This is a genomic window from Gluconobacter sp. Gdi (genome assembly GCF_014132155.1).
Lineage (GTDB): Bacteria > Pseudomonadota > Alphaproteobacteria > Acetobacterales > Acetobacteraceae > Gluconobacter.
In genome coordinates, this window is record NZ_BLJQ01000003.1 from 299,142 (window position 1) to 321,353 (window position 22,212).

Annotated in this window: 12 protein-coding genes and 1 tRNA gene; 7 read left to right on the top strand and 6 right to left on the bottom strand. The window is 56.7% G+C overall.

Annotated elements, in window-relative coordinates:
• The first annotated feature begins 214 nt into the window (after positions 1 to 214).
• Positions 215 to 1,633: a GGDEF domain-containing protein gene (locus JN414_RS08435; protein WP_202207505.1), complete on the top strand. Its 1,419-nt coding sequence runs from the start codon at positions 215 to 217 to the stop codon at positions 1,631 to 1,633.
• A gap of 1,003 nt (positions 1,634 to 2,636) precedes the next feature.
• On the opposite strand, the gene JN414_RS08440 is transcribed toward JN414_RS08435, so the two are convergent.
• Together JN414_RS08440 and JN414_RS08445 are read right to left on the bottom strand one after the other, a co-directional pair.
• Positions 2,637 to 3,857, bottom strand: a complete 1,221-nt coding sequence (locus tag JN414_RS08440) for a PAS domain-containing sensor histidine kinase (protein WP_202207506.1) — start codon at positions 3,855 to 3,857, stop codon at positions 2,637 to 2,639.
• A complete protein-coding gene (locus JN414_RS08445) occupies positions 3,858 to 5,027 on the bottom strand; it encodes a sigma-54 dependent transcriptional regulator (RefSeq protein WP_202207507.1) in 1,170 nt (389 codons plus the stop codon).
• 200 nt (positions 5,028 to 5,227) lie between these two features.
• Between JN414_RS08445 and JN414_RS08450 the strand changes: the two genes are divergently transcribed.
• Genes JN414_RS08450 through JN414_RS08475 form a run of 6 tightly spaced genes read left to right on the top strand, consistent with a single transcriptional unit; the run spans position 5,228 to position 16,053 of the window.
• On the top strand, positions 5,228 to 6,547 hold the full coding sequence (locus JN414_RS08450; RefSeq protein WP_237389946.1) for an efflux RND transporter periplasmic adaptor subunit: 1,320 nt from the start codon (positions 5,228 to 5,230) through the stop codon (positions 6,545 to 6,547).
• 14 nt (positions 6,548 to 6,561) lie between these two features.
• Positions 6,562 to 7,245 (top strand): ABC transporter ATP-binding protein, encoded by a 684-nt coding sequence (locus JN414_RS08455; protein WP_202207508.1) that lies wholly within the window; start codon positions 6,562 to 6,564, stop codon positions 7,243 to 7,245.
• A 15-nt stretch (positions 7,246 to 7,260) separates the two neighbouring features.
• Positions 7,261 to 9,717, top strand: coding sequence for an ABC transporter permease (locus JN414_RS08460; protein ID WP_202207509.1), 2,457 nt, complete (start codon positions 7,261 to 7,263; stop codon positions 9,715 to 9,717).
• Between the two features lie 5 nt (positions 9,718 to 9,722).
• Positions 9,723 to 12,155, top strand: coding sequence for an ABC transporter permease (locus JN414_RS08465; RefSeq protein ID WP_202207510.1), 2,433 nt, complete (start codon positions 9,723 to 9,725; stop codon positions 12,153 to 12,155).
• A gap of 38 nt (positions 12,156 to 12,193) precedes the next feature.
• The gene (locus tag JN414_RS08470) at positions 12,194 to 13,606 is read left to right on the top strand and encodes a TolC family outer membrane protein (protein WP_202207511.1); all 1,413 of its coding nucleotides are present in this window, start codon (positions 12,194 to 12,196) and stop codon (positions 13,604 to 13,606) included.
• Between the two features lie 17 nt (positions 13,607 to 13,623).
• Positions 13,624 to 16,053: an ABC transporter permease gene (locus JN414_RS08475; protein WP_202207512.1), complete on the top strand. Its 2,430-nt coding sequence runs from the start codon at positions 13,624 to 13,626 to the stop codon at positions 16,051 to 16,053.
• 93 nt (positions 16,054 to 16,146) lie between these two features.
• On the opposite strand, the gene JN414_RS08480 is transcribed toward JN414_RS08475, so the two are convergent.
• From JN414_RS08480 to JN414_RS08495, 4 genes are all read right to left on the bottom strand, one after another.
• The gene (locus tag JN414_RS08480; protein WP_202207513.1) at positions 16,147 to 19,323 is read right to left on the bottom strand and encodes an error-prone DNA polymerase; all 3,177 of its coding nucleotides are present in this window, start codon (positions 19,321 to 19,323) and stop codon (positions 16,147 to 16,149) included.
• On the bottom strand, positions 19,320 to 20,873 hold the full coding sequence (locus tag JN414_RS08485; protein ID WP_255494185.1) for a DNA polymerase Y family protein: 1,554 nt from the start codon (positions 20,871 to 20,873) through the stop codon (positions 19,320 to 19,322). Before JN414_RS08485 ends, JN414_RS08480 begins: the two co-directional genes overlap by 4 nt.
• On the bottom strand, positions 20,758 to 21,552 hold the full coding sequence (locus tag JN414_RS08490; RefSeq protein ID WP_202207514.1) for an ImuA family protein: 795 nt from the start codon (positions 21,550 to 21,552) through the stop codon (positions 20,758 to 20,760). The genes JN414_RS08485 and JN414_RS08490 overlap by 116 nt, the downstream gene beginning before the upstream one ends.
• Positions 21,553 to 22,067: 515 nt before the next feature.
• Positions 22,068 to 22,159 (bottom strand) — tRNA-Ser (locus JN414_RS08495).
• Between the last annotated feature and the right edge of the window lie 53 nt (positions 22,160 to 22,212).

The window sequence follows — 22,212 nt, forward strand, 5'->3', positions numbered from 1 at the left end:
GGAGATACGGGTCATTGGGAGGATGGTGAAATACTCTATCATGAAAAGTGACTTTGTTATTTTTTAGGTCAAAGAATATGACATGCTCTGTTTGTAAGTCTTTATCGGGGTATCTTCCGGCACGCATAGGCGCTTCTTAATGGTTTGGAAAACATGTTTGATGCAGACTTCAAAGGGTCCGCTTATTGTAAATTTGGGATAGTCTGATTTTTTCATGCTTTTACGTCTGACAAAAAAGTGCCCACCGTTTCTTTTTGTCGGCATCGTTGTATTCGTTGCAGCAATAGTAGGTATATCTTCGCGCTATATCGGGCAGCTTGCTCAGATCTGGCCAGCAAATGCACTGTTGCTGTGGCTGATGATTACTTACCCTCGCTTTAGCCAAAGAAGTTGCTGGATCAGTGCCTCTGTCGGTTACTTACTGGCTGGGTGGATAATGGCTGATCCGCTTTTTACAAATGCCTGGCTCACAACAGCAAACCTAGCTGGCGTTGGTATGGGGTACATCTTGTTTCGGCGCTTGGAACGACAAGAGACAGAGTTGGATGGCCCCCAGTCTGTTCTCGCCTTACTGCTGGTTTGTTCAGGCGCGGCAGGGGCCGCAGCGTTAGTGGGAACAGGAATTGCATTTTCTCTTCCTGGCAGTACCCCGTGGGGGCGCTTTATTTTGTGGTTCAGTAGTGAGCTGAACCGCTATCTCGTCTTGCTTCCTGTCTGTTTTGCAGGAAAAAAATGGTTTTCGGATCTTGTGAATGCAGGCTGGCGCAGTGTGTTGGTAACGCCAGGCTTCAATATCGCGCCGATTGTAAGTCTGGCAGCCTCAGTAGTTCTCGCTACCCTCACTGGCGGTCCTGGCGCAATTGCTTTTCCCGTCCCTGCCCTGCTGTGGTGTGCCCTGACCTACAGCGTTCTGCCTATGTGTCTTGTCGTCCTGATTTTTAACGTCACGGTGATGGGAATTGTAGAAGCCGGGCTTCTGAATTTCCATCAGGCGCATGAGGCTATTGGTGTAACCGTTTCCTTTCGGCTTGGTCTTTCTTTTCTGGTACTTGGCCCTCTTACAGTAGCAGCTATCATGAACACGCAACGGGCTTTGGTGGCGCGACTGAATCAATCCATTACTTGGGATAGTCTAACGCATGTTCTGAGCCGCCAGGCCTATCTGGAGAGAAGCGCGGCCTTGATTAAGGACGTCGTAGAAAACCCGAAGAACAACGGCGTTGCCATACTTATGATAGACCTTGATCGTTTCAAGGATATCAATGACACGTATGGCCATTTTACGGGAGACGCAGCTCTTGTCGCCGTGACTGCTGCTATTTCTGATGTGCTTTGTCCCAACCAGATTTTTGGCCGCGTCGGCGGAGAAGAATTTGCGATTACCGTTGCTGCTCTTGATGAAAAGACGGCTATCGATCTGGCTGAGAAAGTTCGCCAAACGGTAGAGCATGCTCCCTGCCTTATTGCTGAATCAGGATTACAGATGACTGTCAGTATAGGAGTTGTTTATCGAGACTGTATAAATGAAAAAGACTTTCAGTCTCTTCTTACGAAGGCGGATGCTGCATTATACGAGGCTAAAGCATCTGGTCGTAATTGTGTGGTGAAATATTCTCCTTCAAATAATTTTTGATTTTTTTTCTTCGATGTGAGGTTGTATTTTCTATAATTTCTTTGCGGCGTTCTCTTTTCAAGATGGCATAATATTCCCGTAACTCTGATGATGCATCCGAAAAGCGATAATATGAATTAGCGTCTGAAGAAAAATTAGAAAGAGCTAAAAATTTACTCATTTTTCTAAAAAACGGCTGAAGGCGGTTCTCCAATTATATCCCTCTGTCAGGCCCATTGGACTTTCTACGGCCAACGTGCTGTTTCTTTTGCACTCGTGGCCTCGATCCGGCGGATAACCTCCAGCAACTACGGGAGGTATGATGTCGTCAAGATTGATCAGACCAAGTGGCGGCCATAAGAAACATTGCAGACTGGTTGCCACATCTTTTCTGTCGTGCTCCGCCCACTGATCGCTCTGTACTGTAATCCAGTCCTCTCCGACGCTTTGTAACTGCCGGTCTGCTCTCTGTGCTTCGGCCCGATGCGCTTTCTGGTCAGGGCAGGATCACGAACGGCCCGTAGCTTACTTCTCGCGGCCGCCGAAGCGATACTTCATACGCCATAGTTGCGAGCCGTTAGGTTGTACGAGAATGAATAAGCTGCCCGTTTGTAAGCTTTTTCTGCTAGCGCAAGGCGATGCAGTTGAATATCCATCAGCATCGATACCCCACACATGAAATGATACTCTCATTATACTCCGACGCTGCTTGAGCTTGAGGGACTATCACGGAGCATTATAAAGTCCACAAACAGCAAAAATCGCCAGTTTGATGACACTAAAATCACTATGAATTATTGTGGGACGCATTGAATGGCGGAGGGATGTCAATGTATTTGAACGGTTAATTGTATGATTTTCAAAGAAAATTTTCGATGAGTATTTTATAATACCCCTAATTATGCCCCGGATATTAATCCAACATATTATAGTGGTAATTTGAGAGGGTTACGGAGCTTATAAATGAAGAAACCTGCCTATCTCACATGGCGTTTGCAAACCTGCTTTTTCCTTGTGGAAGATATTATAACTGTACATCAAACGTTGTTTTCCAATGTGATTTCTCGTCCGTGATCCCTAATGCCAGTCTACCACCGTGACCTCTGATAATTTGGCGCGCGAGAGGCAATCCGATTCCGTTTCCTCCAGATTTGAATGACACAAACGGCTCGAAGATTTGGTCCCGTAGATCCATATCTATACCCGGTCCATTATCGCGAACACGGATAGCAATCGTGTCATTCATAGCTTCGACAGCCAGTTGCACATGAGGATCAGGCTGTGTGAGAGCAGCCTCCGCGCCATTGTTCAGAAGGTTTAACAGCGCCTGCTCCATCTGCACGGCATCAAGCCGAACCATGATACGGCCGGACGGTACAACGACATCCAGCGCCACGCATTCCTTCCATCGCGCAGTAAAAATTCGCACAATCTCCTGAACCAATGCACCAAGATCCGTTAATTTCAGATCCGGCTCTGGCAGGCGGGCAAGATCACGGTAACCACGAACAAAACGATCTAACCCTTCAGTACGGCGACGGATTGTCCCAAGTGCCTCGATGATCAGATCGTCTGTCTCATAACGCCCTCTCTTCAAACTGCATTGTTCGGCAAACAGATCCTCTGCCGTCGCCGACAGAGAAACGATGGGTGTGAGGGAGTTCATGATTTCATGACTCAAGATCTGCAACAGATCACGAAGTGCCTGTGCTTCAGCAGCGTTCAGTCCGGCTTCAACGTCTGTCAGTGCCAGATACGCCACGATGCCTCCGGCGCCCCCACCCTTCCCCATTGATAGCGCGTAGACCCGGGATGAGCCTCCGCTGGACGCCAGTCGGATCAAACGTTTCTCTGGCCCCGTCGCGTCATTTTCTAATGCCATGACAAGTGGCGGTGGTGGATCGCGGAGGACACCTTCCGTCATGAACAGACGCCGTGCCGCGCGATTGGCAGCATGCAGGGTGCCATCAACATACTGGATCAGCAGCGGAACCGGAGCATGGTCCAGCAGCGCCCGGTTGCGCAGTTTTTCCCGATCCACAGATCGCACGACAGAAGGTTCCTGTCGTTTCAGGCGTCGCGCCATACGGATCTGTGCATCTACGACAGAGCCAGCACAAAACAATCCCAGGCACGATAGCAGAACAGCCGTTGCGTAAAACCCGTGCTGCCACGCCGGAGCCGTGATCAGACAGGCCGCTACGATGCCGGAAAGCAGCAGAAGCGTTTCAATCGCAACCCGCATCTAAAGCCCATACCTTGCCATCCGGCGGTAGAGCGCCGGTCGTGTCAGGCCTAGCTCCCGCGCCGCTTGTGTGACATTGAATCCGTGTTTGCGAAGAGTCGCCTCGATCAGGGACCGCTCTGTATCGCGCAGTGTAGGCGTGCTTTTTGACGCCCCGCCCTGCTCGTCAGCTGATGTCCAACTCCATGTTCCCGTGAGGACCGCCCGCTCAACGGTTGCACGAAGGCTTCGCACGTTTTGCGGCCATGCTTCTCCACAGAGCAACTGACGCCGCTCTTCATCTATCACTGGCTCCATCAGCCCGTGTCGAACTGAGAAATAGCGTAAAAAATGTCCGCTCAGGGCAAGGATATCCTCCGGTCGCTCGTGAAGAGGCGACAGCGGCAGTATTATCATCCCAAGATGCAGCATCAGTCGCGGGTCAAGAGCAGCCTCCAAACCAGTATGATCCACAGATGAAAGGGCAATGACCCGTGGGGGCGTGGGTTCATCCAGCCTGTCTGCCAGATGTCGTTGCATGGGTGCAGACAGCGCTTCAAAGTTACGAAAAATCCACGTTCCGCCTCCTTCAGGTAGACCCTCGCAATCTTCCGCGCGGATCGTCACTGCGGGATTGCTCTCCTGAGAAAGCGCATGAATGCGCCGTGCAAGAAGCATCTTTCCAACCCCTGACGGCCCTGTAATGACCAGTGGAGCACGAGTAACGGCCAAGCGGTCGGCTTCAGTGACAATACGGCGCAGGTTTTCCGACGCCACGATCATAACAGGATCGGTTTCAGCCGCCTGATCGGCCCGACGGCCCTTCAGAGTTGTGCCAACCAGCGCAAGAAGGCGCTCATTATTCCAGGGCTTCATAACGAAATCAGCAGCGCCTGCCCGCATTGCTGCAACCGCAATCGTTACGCCGCTATGGCCGGTTACGACGATCACGGGCAGATCCTGACGGAGAACCAGGATATTTCTGAGTAAGGCCAGCCCCTCTGCGCCGCTACTCTCGCCTTTTCTGTAATTGAGATCCAGCAGCACAAGGTCCACAGGAAAAGATGCAAGCTGTGTCAGAGCCTCTTCCGCTCCATACGCAGACAGCATCTCGATCCCACTTCGGCGAAACAATAGCCTCGCAGCAATCTGCACATCGCGATCATCATCGACGAAGAGAAGGCGGGGCACTAACGACTTTCCTTCTCTCGATTCGTTGCGGAAGTCATTCATTTCGATCTTGACTGGCCTTTCAGAGGTGTCCGGTTCCGGACACCACGTTCGAAACCGGACATATCCTAGATAGATACCTTAATTTCTTCCTTATTTATCAATAAGATAAATTCGATAATCATCCATGATACACTGTTTGCCAACAGGAGAAACAGTGCATGGATCAACCCGTTTCCAAAGCGTCGTCGAACACTACGATGCGCCCGGCATCAGGCGCAGTTATGGATCGGGTGGTCCCTCCTTCACGGCGTAAGGTCGTGCTCCGGAAGACCCTGCGTTATGGCGCTCCTGTGGTAGTCATCGGTCTTCTCTGGGCTGGATGGCGTCTCGTACCCGCGTCGGGAACGCTTTCGGTATCTCAGGACCAGCTGACAGTCGCGACCATACAGTCCGCACCCTTTCTCGATTACCTTCCAGTTCGCGCCACCGTTGCTCCGCTCAACGTCACTTTTATCGACGCCATACAGGGCGGAGAGGTTTCTGAAGTCGTGGCAAAGGATGGTGCCCTCGTGAAAAAGGGGGACGTTCTGGCACATCTGACCAATCCTCAGCTCCAGCTGGACGTCACGTCCAGAGAAGCGCAGATCGCAAGCCAACTCGGTGCAGTTAGTGCCCAGCGCCTGACCCTGCAACAGACCCGCACAACCGAAGAAACGCAGCTCGCCGAGGCCAGATATAATCTTCTCAAGGCCCAGCGCGAGCTTTCCATCCGCCAGCAACTTCACGGCCAAGGCTTTGAATCTGACGCGAACGTTCAGTCCTATCGTGACGAGGCTGACTATTACGCCCAGCGCCTAAAGCGCCTTGAAAATGCACTGTCACTGGATCTGAAGGTCGCGGATCGGCAGGGAAACGAGATTGACGAAGAAGCCCAGAGGCTGCGATCCAATCTGGACGTCGTGGAGACCAGCCTCAATGCACTAATCCTTCGTGCGCCGTTGGATGGCCGACTGACCAATTTTGACCTTCAGCCGGGGCAGTCACTGAAAGCTGGAGATAAGATTGGCCAGATCGACAGCGAGGGACAGTATCGTCTCGATGCAGACATTGACGAGTTCTACCTAGGTCGCGTCGCAATCGGCGAACGGGCCGAGGCTGATCTTGGCGACACAAAACTGCCAATGACCGTATCCCGCGTGCATCCACAGGTTACGAACGGCCAGTTTCGCGCGGAACTCACGTTCGACCGTCCTCCGCCAGCAGGGTTAAGGCGCGGAGAAAGCGTCGATCTGCGCATCACGCTCGGTGAAACTCATCGTGCTCTCGTCCTGCCAAATGGCGCGTGGCTGGAGGCGAGTGGCGGCTCTTCGGCCTTTGTCATGGCATCAGGGGATCACAGCGCAGACCGGGTTTCAATTACCTCCGGGCGTCGCAATCCCGAGCAGGTCGAAATTACCGGCGGGTTGCATGATGGAGATCGGGTGATCGTCTCTTCCTACAATTCCTACAAGAATTTCAACCATCTCTCGATCCACTGACAGGGCCGAATATCATGCTGATCGAACTTTCTCAAATCCAGCGCCTCTACCGTTCTGACGAGGTAGAAACCACGGCCCTGCAGGACATCGACCTTCAGATCGAGACCGGCGAATTCGTCGCAATCATGGGGCCTTCAGGCTGCGGCAAATCCACCCTGCTTAACATCCTCGGCACGATCGACCGGCCGACCGGTGGCTCCTATCGCTTCGGCACACAGGAACTGACCGCAATGAACGAAGCGGAGCTTGCCAAATTCCGCCGGGAACATCTGGGATATGTATTCCAGAGTTTTAACCTGATCGATGAGTTGACGATCGAAGAAAACATCGAACTGGCCCTCATCTACCGTGAGATGCCCAAAAGCGAGCGCAGGGAGCGCGTTGCGCATGCGATGGACCATGTCGGCATCGCGCACCGTGCACGGCATTATCCTTCTCAACTCTCAGGCGGCCAGCAGCAGCGCGCGGCCATTGCGCGCGCCATCGTAGGCCAGCCCAGCCTGATCCTCGCCGACGAGCCAACCGGTAACCTGGACACCGATAACGGCGCACAGGTGATGGATATCCTCCAGCGCCTTAATGACGAAGGCGCCACTATCATCATGGTCACACACTCCCCCAGCCACGCCGACCTCGCGCGCCGCCGCATCGACATGCTCGACGGTCAGGTCGTGGTCTCCGTCCGCAACGCTATCTGAGGCGGAGTAAGCGTCATGCTCATCACCATCTTGCGCAATATCGTCCGTCAGGCCCGGCGTCAGCCTCGTTATCTGGCTCTCAACGTGATCGGGCTGGGGCTCGGTATGGCGGTTTGTCTCGTTCTGACGTTGCAGGTTCGGTATGAATACAGCTTCAACGCATCCATTCCTGATGCTGCGAATGTTCTGCGCCTTGACGCTCATCACATGAATCCCGGAAACGCCCCTCAGGAGAACGCCGATGTGCCGTTCATCGCGTTTCCGTTCCTTCATACTGACTTCCCCCAGATTCTTGCCACGACACGCTACGAAACAGCGGATTATCAGCTTCGTGCAGGCGAACGCAGGGTCACGGCCGACACGGCTATGGTCGATCCATCTTTTTTCGATGTCATTACTTTGAAGCTCGAACGCGGTAACGCCCGCACGGCGTTAACCCGACCAGACGCAATTATTCTTTCAGCCAATACGGCACAGGCCCTGTTTGGCACGACAGATGTGCTCGGACGCATCATCACGACAGACCATGAAGGCCACCGCGTCAGCCAGACGGTAACGGGCGTACTCGTACATCCAAGCGGGCCTGTGACGATTAGGCCTGACGCTGTAACTCCCATTCCCGCCTACGAGATGGAAAAACCGCAATTCACACGCTGGGGCTCCAGTGCAGGCGATATTTTCATACGGGTACATCATGCCGTCGATCGCAGTGTAATCTCACAAAACCTGACCCGTTTTGTGATCGATCACGCATCCGGCGACGCGAATGACGATAACAGCGAGGGTGTCCATCCCGAACGTCACTTCGGCCTTTCATTGGTTAGCCTGCGCGAAACGCATTTTCACGATCTACAAGTCATTGGCGGAGATGAGGCAACCGACCGATCGGTCGTCAATATTCTTGAACTGATCGGTGTTCTGGCGCTCCTGCTCGCCGTTTTCAACGCCGTCAATCTCGCAACGGCGCGGGCTGGTCTGCGCGCACGAGAGGTGGCTATCCGTAAGACACTGGGCGCCACGCGAGTGGTACTGTTCGTCCAGTTCGTAGGGGAAGCCATAGTCAATACCGCCGTAGGGGGCGCACTCGCGCTCGCCCTGTGTGAAGTTGCCCTCCCTTTCACGGCTGCCCTCACCGGTACGACGCTGCATATGGACTATGGCTTTACGCTTCCCTTCCTTTTCGGGATCGTATTGCTGACTGGTCTTGCCTGCGGCCTCTACCCGGCGATCATTCTTTCGTCCTACCAACCGGCACACGTCCTTGCCGCAACCCGGATGCCGTCCGGCGGCCGGGTTGCGGCGCGTCTGCGGAATGGGCTCGTCATCATGCAGTTCGCATTCGCCGTGGCCTTCGCGATCTGTACGCTCGTGGTGAACCGGCAGGCCAATTTCATGCAGACGCTGGATTTAGGCTTCGCACGTGAAGGCGTGCTTATCAGTTCCGGCGACATGGCGAATGATGCCGGAAAGCAGCGCGCCCTCATCGAAGCCCTGCGTCACACCCCTGGCGTGGTGTCCACATGTCTCTCTGAACTCACTCCGAATATCGACAATCGTCACCGATTTGATGTCACACCCGTCGGCTTGCATAGCGGAGACATTCACGTTCTTGGAGATACGATCATTGGCGACTATGCCACGACGTATCGTCCTCGCCTGCTTGCCGGGCGCTGGTTTGATAGCAGCCACGGTGAAGACGACAGCCCCGGGGACGATGCGTTCTCTAAGGCGCCAGGTAAAACCTGGAACGTGGTCCTCAACCGTACTGCCCTGTCCCGACTGGGGTTTGTGATGCCTGAAAGCGCTGTTGGTGCTTTGCTTAAGAGCGGAAGTGTCACGTTACGGGTCATCGGCGTGACCAAAGACATGCGTTTCATTTCCGCACGCGAAGACGTCTCACCCCAGATCACGTTCTATTCCACCGCGCCTCAGACCTATCCGCACGCATCGGTCCGCTTTTCTGGTGCCTCTGAAAACATCATGAGAACACGTCTTAAGTCGGCATGGGATCAGGTTTTCCCGGATGCCCCTTCCAGCTTCGAGACAGTTGAGGAACGTATGTCAACGTTCTACATCACGGAACAGCGACGCGGCTGGCTGTTCTCCATTGCCTCAGGAATTGCCGTCACTATTGCGTGCCTCGGGCTGTATGGGCTTGCGTCCTTTATTGCACTTCGCAGAACGCATGAAGTCGGCATCCGCAAGGCTTTGGGGGCGACGAGCCAGAAGGTCCTCACGCTCATGTTGCGTGATTTCCTGCGCCCCGTGCTTGTCGCCTGCGCCCTCGCCGCTGTCCCGGCATGGCTCGTGGTGCAGTCCTGGCTTTCAGGCTTCCATCAGCGGATCTCAGTCTCATGGCTCGATTTCGCGATTGTCGTCAGCGGAACCACCGCCATCGCTGCCCTCACCGTCCTTGGACAAACACTACGTCTCGCCCGCGCCGAACCGGCCCGTGCGCTCAGAGCGGAGTAAGCGTCATGCTGTCCCACATCGCCCTGGTTTTCTGGCGCGGCATCGTCCAGCGCCGTCTGTTCACAACACTGAACGTGCTGGGCATGGCACTCGGTATGGCAACGTTTCTCACGTTGGCCCTGATCGTGCGTTACGAATTCAGCTTTGACCGCTGGATTCCACACGCTGCGGACATTTACCGGCTGGACGCGTTCGATGACAGTGAGACTTCCGTCTCCAGCATCCGCCTGATCGACGCACTACGCGCCGAACATCCGGACTGGAACGCGACCGCCGTCCTGCGAGGCTTTTCCGGAGCAACCATTCGCGTCAATGAAAACGCCTGGGACGTCTTCATTGCGCGCACCGACCCGCATCTCTTCGATGTCTTTGCTCTGCCGCTTCTGGAAGGAGATCCCGCAACTGCTCTGGTCCCAGACGGCGTGGTCCTGTCACAGGCAGAAGCCCTCCGTTTCTTCGGGACCGACCATAGCATTCTTGGAAAAACACTCGACCTGACCCAGAAAGGGCAGACTCACAGACTGCATGTCACGGGCGTTCTGAAGGAACTTCCCGCGAATACCACACCACGATTTGACATCATTGTTCCCTCTTCGGGGGCAGCCCTGCACATCAATGATCTCTGGCCAATGGCCACATCTGAAATCTGGGTGCGGGTCTCGCCATCGGTCGCATCTCAATTCCCCACCCTCCTCCAAGGTCTCGTCCAGCGACATGCCGCAGGGCTGGCGGAACAAGACGCTAAAAAATATGTCGTCCGGGGGCGTGCTCTCACCAGTCTGCACTTCTTCGACGCCACCATTGGAATGCGAGGGACTGACAAACGCCTGTCAGTGATCCTCGGCATCGTTGGTCTGCTGGCACTCGGCGCAGGGCTGGTTAACTTCGTCACACTGTCCACGGCTCTTGCGGCAACCCGGGCCCGTGAAGTCGCGATGCGCAAGGTGCTGGGAGCGACGGTCTTGATGCTGGGGCTGTCGTTTACGGCAGAAGCCATCGGGATGGCACTGATTGCGGCCTTTGTCGCCCTCGCCCTGACTGAACTGACGCTGCCCTGGATCACAACGCTGAGTGGCTGGCCCGTCCGCCTCGATTTCGGCTTTGCAGTGCCCCTCCTTATCATTACGGCCGTCATCGGAGGGGCCTGCGCAGGAGCCTATCCGTCATGGGTCCTCTCACGCTTCCGGCCGGCTACGGTTCTCTCGTCTGCCCGCCTGCCTGGAAGCGGTCGCCTCGGGAGCCGCCTGCGCGAAGGGCTGACCATCGTTCAGTTCTCCTTCGCTGTGACACTGACAATCTGTACGCTGGTCATCTGGCGCCAGACCCGCCTGCTCCAGACCATGGACCGCGGGTTCCACCAATCCGGCCTTCTCGTAAGCCATCTGCCAAATGACCCGGCTGAGCGTCTGCGCCAGCAGCGATTGAGCGATCTTGTGCGTAACCTTCCAGGCATCACTGGCGTCACGGTTTCAGACGATGCCCCTGGCGGTGGCAGCGCAGGCATGACTTTCGACACAACACGGCCGGGAAATGCTATACCCGCCATATTAGCTGTGATCGGAACACAATCCTCGACGCTTCCGGTCTGGGGGGCACACCTTCTCGCCGGGCGCCTGTTCGACAGTTCTCATGATTACGACAGTCGCCCTATGCCCGCGTCCCCATTCGACAGTTTCCTCACCGGCCAGGCGTTGGCGTTCGGCACACATAATGTCGTCATCAATGAAGCCGCCGTGCGAGCGCTTGGGTTCGCTAATGACGCAAGTGCCATCGGAACACCGATCACATTGCATGGAAAGGACATCCAGACGATCATCGGCGTCATTGCCGATATGCGTTTCAAAGACAGTCGGGCCAGCGTCACGCCTGCGCTCTACTATGCGATATCAGGCCCGATTGGGTACGGCGTACTCTCTGTCCGCTACAGAAACGCTCCTGAAAACACAACGCGAGCAGCAATCGCTACGATCTGGAAGCAGGTCTATCCGGAAAGCGCACTGAATCTGCGCAGTGTCGGTGACATCATTGATGAGGATGTCCGGCCAGAACAGCAGCGCGGAATGCTGATGATTGCCGCCTCCTTCGTGACCCTCTCCATTTCCTGTGTCGGGCTCTACGGCATCGCCGTGTTCAACGTCCGCCGCAGATTATTCGAAATTGGGGTCCGCAAGGTGCTCGGCGCAACAGCCCAACAGGTGACGCGCCTTCTGATCCTCCAGTTCCTGCGGCCAGTCATGATTGCGAACATCGTCGCCTGGCCGGTTGCCTGGTGGGTGATGCGTAACTGGCTGTCCGGGTTTGACCGCCGCATCAGCCTTTCTCCGCTCTATTTCGCCCTGACTGCCCTGATCGTACTCGCGCTCGCGGTTCTCACCACTCTGTTCCAGATCCGCCGCGGTGCCCGCAGCGCACCGGCCATCGCTCTGGGCTCTTCATGAACCGCTGCTCTACTCACCACTCAGGACCCTGCCCGATCATGAGACACAGCACGCTTCTCGTTCTTGCCCTGCTGGTTGCGTCCACGGCGGCTTTCCCTGCCATTGCAGACGCTCAAACGCTGCAGGAGGCCTTGGCTCTCGCCTACCGAAGCAATCCGACGCTGCGCGGTGAGCAGGCCAATCAGCGCGCTATTACCGAAAACTCAGCGCAAGCCAGGTCAGGCTGGAGGCCCACCGTTCAGCTGAACATGGATGCTTCCTATCAACAGGGGCCATACACCAGCGCCTTTGCGCTTGGCTCCTATACGTCCAACTCTGCTGAAGGTTATGTATCGGCCAAGCAGACGCTGTATTCATTCGGCCATGTCGCCAATCAGGTCCGTGCAGCGGACGCCCGTTCTCAAGCGGAACAGCATCAGTTGAGGCTCATTGAGGCGCAGGTCTTTACCAATGTCGTCACAGCCTACATGAATGTATTGCGAGATCGAAACATCCTCGACGTGCGTCGGGCAGATCTGGAGATGCTGACAAGGCAGGTCCAGTTGACAACCTCGCGTTACAATCTCGGCGGACAGCCCTCCGAACAGGTCACGCGCACCGATGTCGAGCAGGCGGAGACGCGCCGACGGTCAGCAGAGGTTGCCGTTACACAGGCTCAGGCCACGCTTGCCGCATCCGTGGCCCAGTTTCGCGCAGTTATTGGCGCAGATCCCAGTGAACTCACAATGCCTGATAGCCTGCCGGGCCTACCTGCAACGCTCGATCAGGCGCTGAAAACTGCGCTTACACTTAATCCACAGCTCGCCCAGATGCAGGAAACAAAGAAAGCCACGTCTGCCGACATCGACACCGCCCGCTCACAGTGGGGGCCACAAATTCAGGTTCAGGGCACTTTCGGAACGATCGGTCCCGCCTCACCGTTCCGGGGTGGACAGTATGGCGAACAGGTGACTGGCGTCGTGCAACTCGTCCAGCCCCTCTATAACGGAGATCTGTACAACTCCCAGATCCGCCAGGCTCGCAACATAGACGAACAGGCCCGCGAGAACATTGAACTCGCGCGGCGGACCGCGCTTCAGGACGTGGCAACCAACTGGCATGCCGTTGAAAACGGATTACAGGCTATCAGTGCCGGAATTGCCGAAGTCAAATCCGGTGAAACGTCTCTCAAGGGATACCAGATCGAATATGGCTACGGTCTGCGGAGCACGACCGACGTCCTTTATGCCGATCAGAACCTGCGGTCAGCCCAGGTGGAACTCGCCAGCAGTCGTCATGATACCATCGTCGCAGAAGCAACACTTCTTGCCGCGATGGGGCGGCTTCAGAGTGATGATCTCCTACCCGGAATGCCTCATTATGACGCTGCGGCAAAACTTCAGCATGCGCGGACACGCGGCTGGGAACCTCTTCAGGCGCCAATCTCCGCTATCGACAAGGCTGGCTGGTAAGAAAGGAGAGCCTGATTATGTTCGCCGATACTCTCAGAGCCAGCTGGCGTACTCTTGCCGGTCAGAAACGCTATACATTTCTCAATCTGGCGGGCCTCGCACTCGGCATTGCCGTGTTTCTTACGATGGCACTGATCGTGCGTTACGAAAACAGCTACGACGCCAGCGTTCCTAACATATCCCACCTTTATGTTCTGAATGAAGTATTTCGACCTACGGGTCATGCGCCGTCCGAAAGCGATGACGTCAGTTTTGTTCCTTTCCCATTCCTTAAGCAGGATTTTCCCGAAATTGGAGCAGCCATACGGATGCTGCAAGAACCGCTGGTTGTTCGGGCGGGGCTGACTCTGTCCCAGGAAAAAGTAACGCTGACGGACCCCGCTTTCTTTTCCGTCTTCAAATTGCCCCTCCTCGCCGGAGATAGCTCTACCGCGCTGGACGGTCCGGGGAAGGTCGTGATTTCGACGGATATGGCTCGTAAGTATTTCGGGACCGAACAGGCTTTGGGAAAGCGCCTGCGGATCGATAATGGTCAGACGGAAGCGATCGTAAGCGGCATTCTGGCGCCGCAGCCTCCGAGCCAGACGATGGGGTTCGATCTGATCGAGGTCATTCCGACAAGTTGGCTCTCAAAATATGCTTTCACAAACTGGGGGTCTATGTGGGGAACACTCTGGGTTCGGGTCGACGATCCACGTGCTATTCCGCGCATCCAAGCTGGATTGGCGCATTATCCCTACCAGCATCCTGGCAACTGGACGAAGGATCTGCTTCAGGAAATATTCGGTGGCGGAGGACTGGAACTGGTGCCACTGCAAGACCTCCATTTCCACGCGGCTGCCATTGGAGAAGGTGGAAACAGCCGTGCTCTTGTGCGTATCCTTGGTCTGATCGGACTGGCTGCTCTGGCAACAGCCATCATTAATTATGTTAATCTGGCTACGGCACGCTCTGCCCTGCGGGCCCGCGAAGTCGCTGTCCGAAAAGTGCTGGGAGCAACGCGGCTGCGCCTGATTGCGCAGTTCATGACCGAAGCCTACGTGATGGTCATGATGGCCGCTGTTCTCGGATCAGTGTTTACGGAGCTGGCGCTGCACTGGGTCAATCTGTGGGGTGGTTGGGCCCTCTCGATGGACTGGGTATTTGTACTGTCCGTTAACGCGCTCGTCGTTCTGGGGGCCGGCACACTTGCAGGTTTTTATCCTGCGCTGATTATCTCCGGTTTTCGTCCGGCTGCCGTACTGGCAGCGAGCAAGACACCGGCTGGCGGTCGGATTGAAAGCAGACTGCGCGCTCTTCTGGTCGTACTCCAGTTCAGCTTTGCCATGACGCTTGCGATTTGCAGCCTCGTCATGGGACTCCAGGCACGTCACATCAGAATGCTGGATCGCGGCATGAAGCAGGATGGCCTCATCGTCATTCCATCGCTGAATGATGCCTCCCTCGTCAGTCGACAAAGCGACATCATAACGCGGCTGGCACAGGTTCCGGGTGTGCATATTGCGACACGCTCGGATATTTACCCTCACAACGCCCTCAATAACGACGATTGGCTGCTTGCAGGGCATCCCGAAAAGCACGCGATGAACTGGGGGCGTGCGACCGACGGGTACTTCGACGCGATCGGTGCACACCTGCTTGCAGGGCGTTTTTTCGATAGCCATCATGGGCAGGACTACCCGGTCGATCCACGTGTAGCGGGAAATGGCACCAGCGTCATTCTGACGCGCCTTGCGGCTGAGCGCTTTGGATTTTCCTCGCCCCAGGATGCTGTTGGAAAAGATGTTCAGGAAAGCGGTGCCCCTCAGACTTACCATGTCGTCGGAGTCATTGATGATATCCGGGTCCGCTCGGCGAATGCTCCCCTGAGGCCATTACTTTTTATGGGCGCATCCGGCTCGTTTTCCTATATTGGCGGCTTGGTCCGCTACAGTGGAACATCCACTCAGATTGAAATGGGCCGCCTTGCCAGGGCATGGGCTGAAGTTGCGCCCGATGTGGCTTTCTCAGCGCAAACCGCATCCGACATCTTTGCGGACGATTATCGGCGGGATGAAAGTCACGGTGCCCTGTTTGGTATCGGTTCTGCGGTAGCCATTGGCATCGCGTGTCTCGGGCTCTACGGACTTTCCGCCTTTAACGTCTCGCGCCGCAGACAGGAGATTGGGATCCGCAAGGTTCTTGGGGCCCGAACCCAGGATGTCCTTTGGCTTCTGCTCATCCAGTTTCTCCGGCCGGTTGTTTTTGCAAGTTTTGTTGCTTGGCCTACAGCCTGGGTGCTGATGCGGATCTGGCTATCGTCATTCAACGACCGGATCAGCCTCACGCCGATGCCGTTCCTCGCAGTCACGACAGTCGCGCTTTCTATCGCCGTTCTGACAATCATCACCCAGACCCGACGTATCGCGACACTGTCTCCTGCACGCTCCCTGCATCAGGCCGGATGAGAACCTTAAACAAATCGCCTCACTGTTGATCGCAACATGGAAGAACAAGCCCTATTTTCAGGGCATCCGGGAGTTGTCACATGTCTGTATCAGTCAATGGAAATTTCGTGATGTCACGATGATCTTTTCGGACTGTGTTTCCTGCCGTTCTCTGCCAACACTGCGCAGAGAACGGTTTCCGACATCGGCCAGAAGCGCGGAACAATCGATGAACTCGCGGGCGACGAGATGCACGACCTCGCCTTCTTTCTGAAGACTGCCCTTTACGCCCAGCATCTGGCTGGACAGCACCACGCGCCGGTATTTCTCGAACATGTCTGGCCAGACAATGACATTCAGCGCGGCGGTTTCATCTTCCAGAGTAAGGAACACCACACCGTCAGCGGAGCCCGGACGCTGCCGAACCAGCACAAGCCCTGCCGAAGTCAGTCTGCGTCCATCCTTTGCGTCCAGCGCCTGTCGGCAGGATACAATGCCCTGTTCGGACAAATCGCTGCGCAGGAAGGCGAGTGGATGGTCCCGCAGGGTCAGGCCGGTCCGGTTGTAATCGCGTGTCACTTCGGCCCCTTCCTGCATGGGCCGGAGCAACACATCGGGTTCCTCTGCCTCGCGTTCCACCATGGCCGCGGCAAACAGCGGCAAGGGTTCGTCACGCAGGGCTCTGATAGCCCAAAGAGCTTCACGTCGTGCAAGTCCGAGAGCTGGCCGGAAAGCATCCGCTTCCGCAAGATGAGTCAACGAGGCTGCCTTCACCCCTGCCCGACGCCACAGATCGTCTACCGATATGAACGGTTTTGTACCTCGCGCGATAACGATCCGTGCGGCCTCATCGTTGGCAAGTCCCTTCACCAGGCTCATGCCCAGCCGGACCGCAAATCTGCCCTCTCCTGTCTCTGGCCCCTCGAGCGTACTGTCCCATCGTGACGCGTTGATACAGATTGGTCTGATCTCAACGCCATGCTCGCGCGCGTCCCGCACAAGCTGGGCCGGTGCATAAAACCCCATCGGCTGGGAATTGAGCAGAGACGCCAGAAACACATCGGGATGTCTGCATTTCATCCAGGACGAGGAATAGGCGAGAATTGCGAAACTTGCCGCATGACTCTCCGGGAAGCCGTAAGACCCAAAGCCCTCAAGCTGCTGGTAAATCCGTTCGGCAAACTCTTCCGGGTAACCTTTCTCCTTCATGCCCTCAACCAACCGGGTCTGAAACTGGGAGACAGTGCCAGTATTCTTGAACGTCGCCATGGCACGCCGTAACTGATCCGCCTCGCTGGCCGAAAATCCTGCGCAGACCATCGCGACCTGCATCGCCTGCTCTTGAAACAGCGGGATGCCAAGGGTCTTTTTCAGCACGTTTTCCAGTTCAGGTGTCGGATACTCCTCTGGCTCAAGTCCCTCGCGCCGCCTCAGGTAAGGATGAACCATATCCCCCTGAATGGGCCCGGGCCGTACGATCGCAACTTCAATGACGAGATCATAGAAAACACGAGGTTTGAGGCGCGGAAGCATCGACATCTGCGCCCGGCTCTCGATCTGAAACACCCCGATCGTATCGGCCTTGCGGATCATTGCATACGTGCGCGGATCCTCAGCCGGAATGGTGGCCAGCGTGAAATGCTGGCCTTTGTGTTCGGCCAGAAGGTCGAGACTTTTCTTCATGCAGGTCAGCATCCCCAGCGCCAGACAGTCGACCTTCATGAATTTCAGGACGTCGATATCATCCTTGTCCCACTCGATGATCTGCCGGTTGTCCATGGCCGCTGGTTCAACTGGCACCAGTTCATCCAGCCGGTCATGGGTCAGCACGAAGCCACCCGGATGCTGGGAAAGATGGCGTGGCACGCCCATCAGGCATCGGGCCAGATCCAGGGTCAGACGGACGCGGCGGTCGGAGAGATCGATACCAGTGTCCGTCAGCGTGTCTGTTTCCAGCTTTCGCCCCCACCCCCAGATCTGCCCGGAGAGCGTACGGATCAGATCTTCAGGCAATCCCATGACCTTGCCGACATCCTGCAACGCACCCTTGGCACGATAACGCGTCACGACAGCCGTCAGGGCTGCGCGGTCCCGGCCATAATGACTGTAAACCCACAGGAGCACCTCCTCCCGGCGCGCATGTTCGAAGTCTACGTCAATATCCGGTGGCTCGCGTCGCTCCTCGCTGATGAAGCGCTCGAACAGCAAGTTGTTTCGGGCCGGATCGATGGCCGTGACACCCAGCACGTAGCAAACGGCACTATTGGCGGCCGAACCCCGCCCCTGACACAGAATGCCCTTTGAACGGGCATAACGGACAATACTGTGCACCGTCAGAAAGTAGGGTGCATAATCCATGCGCGCGATCAGGGCGAGCTCATGATGAAGGCTCCTGCGAACCTCGTCAGGGATCCCCTCGGGATAGAAACTGTCCGCTCCTTTCCAGGTCAGGGCTTCAAGGGCCTGCTGCGGAGTCTGGCCCGGAACAGAAACTTCATCCGGATACTGGTAGGCCAGATCATCAAGGCTGAACCTGCAGCGTTTCATGATAGTCACGGATCGCGCAACGGCTTCCGGATACCGGCTGAACAGTCGGGCCATTTCTTCAGGCGGTTTCAGGTAGCGGTCCGCATGGCGTTCGCGGGCAAATCCGGCGTCGTCGATGGTGGTGTTGTGCCGGATACAGGTGACGACATCCTGCAGAATGCGCCGGTCGTAGGTATGAAACAGCACGTCATTGGTTACGACCGTCGGCACTTTTGCCTGATGCGCCAGGTTCGCCAGTTCATAAATCCGCATCTGGTCATTGGGACGTCGGAGCAGCGTCAGCGCCATAAAGGCGCGATCGGCAAAAGCGTCTTTCAGTTTGCGCAGATGCAGGGCGCATGCGTCATCAGCCACGTCTGGAATCAGGATGACAAGCAGCCCCTCACCCCAGTGAACCAGATCCTCCCAGACCAGATGGCACTTGCCCTTCCCGGCACGAGCCTTGCCGATGGTGAGCAGCCGGCACAACCGCCCATAAGCGGCGCGGTCGGTCGGATAGGCCAGCACAGGCGGGAAATCAGCAAAGTCGAGGCGACAGCCGACGACCAGTCGGATCCCGGTCGCTTTCGCCGCGACATGGGCCTGCACCATGCCAGCCAGAGAATTGCGGTCACAAATCCCGAGCGCCTCGATCCCAAGCGCATTTGCCTCCTCGAACAGCTCAATGGGCGACGAGGCTCCACGGAGGAACGAGAAATACGTCGTGACCTGCAACTCGGCATAAGGCGGTGCCAGGGACGTCATCCAAAGATGCCATGCAGAAACCAGGCCTGCGATCCGGTCTCGCCATGTTCACCATCACCTGCGCGGTAGAGCCAGAACCGTTCGCCGCTCGTGTCCTCCACCCGGAAATAATCCCGGGCGATGGTCAGTTCGGTGTCATCCTTCCACCACTCCCCGAAAACACGTTCTGGTCCATCCGCGCATTTCACCTTGCGCCGTACGCCACGCCAGATGAAGAACAACGGCGGTTGGTCGGGGAGTTCCGCCATCGCCTGCACCTGTTCGGGACGCGGCAGCAGACGTGTCGGTCGTGGCCAGTGATCGGGCCAGTCCCTCGCCTCTTCCGGGGCAAGAGCCGACACACGACAGAAAGACCTTTCGGGGAGATCGCTCTCCACGGCGGCAAACCGATAAAGCGCATGGGTGCCGACCCGATTGGCCAGCGTGTCGATCAGGTCGGAAACATCGCTTTCTTCCTCTTCGACCAGGCAGGAGACAGTCTGACGCCGGTCCATCGGCTCGGCCAGCGAGGCAATCAGCACCATACGCTCAATGCCGAAACCGGGGTCGATGGTCTCGATCTTCTCGCACAGCAGCCGGGTCAGGCGTCTAACGTCGCGCACTGGCGTTGCCGTGGCCACGCGGACAGCTTCGGTGCGGCGGTCGACACGGTGCAATAGCAGATCAAGACGTCGCACGCCCTGCCCGCGTTCGTCCAGCTTTTCACACAGCGGAGGAACCAGCTTGCCGATATAGCGGGCGATGGTCTCCGCCGCTGCGATCGGCTCGGCAAAGCTGCGCACCACCTGCACCGGGTCAACGGGCCGGATCGGGATGATGGCCTCACTCACGCGACCGAAGGCCTGATCCAGTCTGCGGGCTATGTCGGGGCCAAAACGCAGTGTCAGCGGGGCATGCGGCATCGCAGCGAGCGGGCCAATCCGCGACACCCCCAGCGCCATCAGCCCTTCGACACTCCTGGTGGGCAGACGCAGGGCTTCAATGGGCAAGTCAGAAAGGACAGAAGCCACATCCCCCTGGGGCACAACAGTCAGCGCTGCCTGTCCATAGCGCGCGAGTGCATGAGCGGCGCCCCACGTTTCGGCTACGGCCGCTTTTGATCTGAAGCCGGAACTGGACAGGCGATGGATCATGTCCGTGAGCATGGCGCGCTCGCCACCATGAAGATGGTCGGCTCCCGTGGTATTCAGAACCAGGCCATCCGGCGGATCGGTTGCGACGAGAGGGGAAATCCGGTGCTGGAACCACAACGCCAGCTTTTCCAGCCCCTGCCGGTCGCCATCGGGATCGGCATCCATGAAGACCAGATCAGGATAGAGCGCCTGCGCCTTGGCGGCCGGCGTGCCAGGGCGGAGGCCCAGCCTGCGGGCCGCCAGATCAACCGACAGCACAACGCGACGACGCCCATCCCGCCCTACCAGCGCCAGAGGGAGATCAGGCGCTGGCGCGTCGTGCCCCAGCCGCTTCCTGATCCGGTCTGTTGGCCAGAGCGGCAGGTAGAGCGAGACCACCCGCGAGACCACGACTGTAGGCGAGCCTCCCTTTGGCATCGCAGGCCTCCACTTCAAAATCAGCACATTCGCCCGCACGGGCACGGATCAGTTCCAGCAACCAGCGGGGCCGACCCACTCCCGGCACCGGCAACCCAACCGAGGGCAATACGGACACCCGCCAGCGCGTGGCACTGGCCGTCGGGTGACCAAAAACGGCGGCCTCGGTCTGACGGTGCCAGCGCCGGATCGCGAGGCCAAGCGCGCCAGATGTTTCAGCCGCCAGTTGCAGGCGACGGGACGCCGTCATCGACAGACGCGCTACATCTGCGACCACGGCCCCAAGACCACCATGCCGCAGCCCCTCCTCGAAACACGCCAGAACGTCAGCCTCCGAAGCGGCCTCAACATAGATGACCCTTCGGCCGGACAATCCGGCCTGTTTAAGCGCGGGACCAAACACATCCTGGCGGGTGACAATCCACAACACTTTGCCGCGTGTCCGGGCCGCGATCCCGGCGACGAACTGTCCAGCTGCCGCACCATGCAGCGCATCATTGCCGCCACCAGCCACTTCATGGAGAGCCCCCAGCGCGAGCCCTCCTCCTGGCAGACGACTGTCGATCTCCCTCACATCAAAAGGCAGAACGGACCGACGCCGGTTCGTATGACCTTCCAGACGACTGATGGCAGCACGCAACGTCTCCAGTGCTGGTTTCATGTCGGGAGAAGCACTCATTGCATAGGTCCGCCGCTCCTTGTCTGGCAGAATTTCAAGACTACATGTTCCTGTTTTGTTCCTAAATAGCTGCGCAAGTCAATGCCAATTTGTACCTGACTGGTAGGATGATTTTTCAGTCCGTGTTCAAATTGGCTCACAAAAGTGCCGTAAGGACCTGAACTAGTAGGTTTCACCAATCTTACTGTCGAAGAGGAATTCTTCCACTGGCAATCCCTGAATGAAATGCATGGTATTAAGGATCTTGCCAGGCCCTCTCAGGGATCCCGCTTCAAGAAACCGGATAACTTCCTGCTGGATGCTTGTGTTCGTTCCCAAAGCTCTTCCAGCATCTGCGCGGCGATCACGCAGAATAGACAGACGCACAAACCATGTGAGGCCTACCTGTCTGCCTCAAGCTATACATATCATCATCCTGTAGCGCCTTCTGGGTCATGGAAGGACTACCGACACGGTAGCGGACTATTACCGGTATGAAGTTATAGCTAACTGATTTTATTTGATTTTTGAATGAGTGGCGGAGGGGATGGGATTCGAACCCACGATACGACTTACATCGTATAACGGATTAGCAATCCGCCGCCTTCAGCCTCTCGGCCACCCCTCCGCGTGGAAAGCAGTTTTTATACTGCGTTCGTGAAGGCGTTCTTAAGGGGGAAC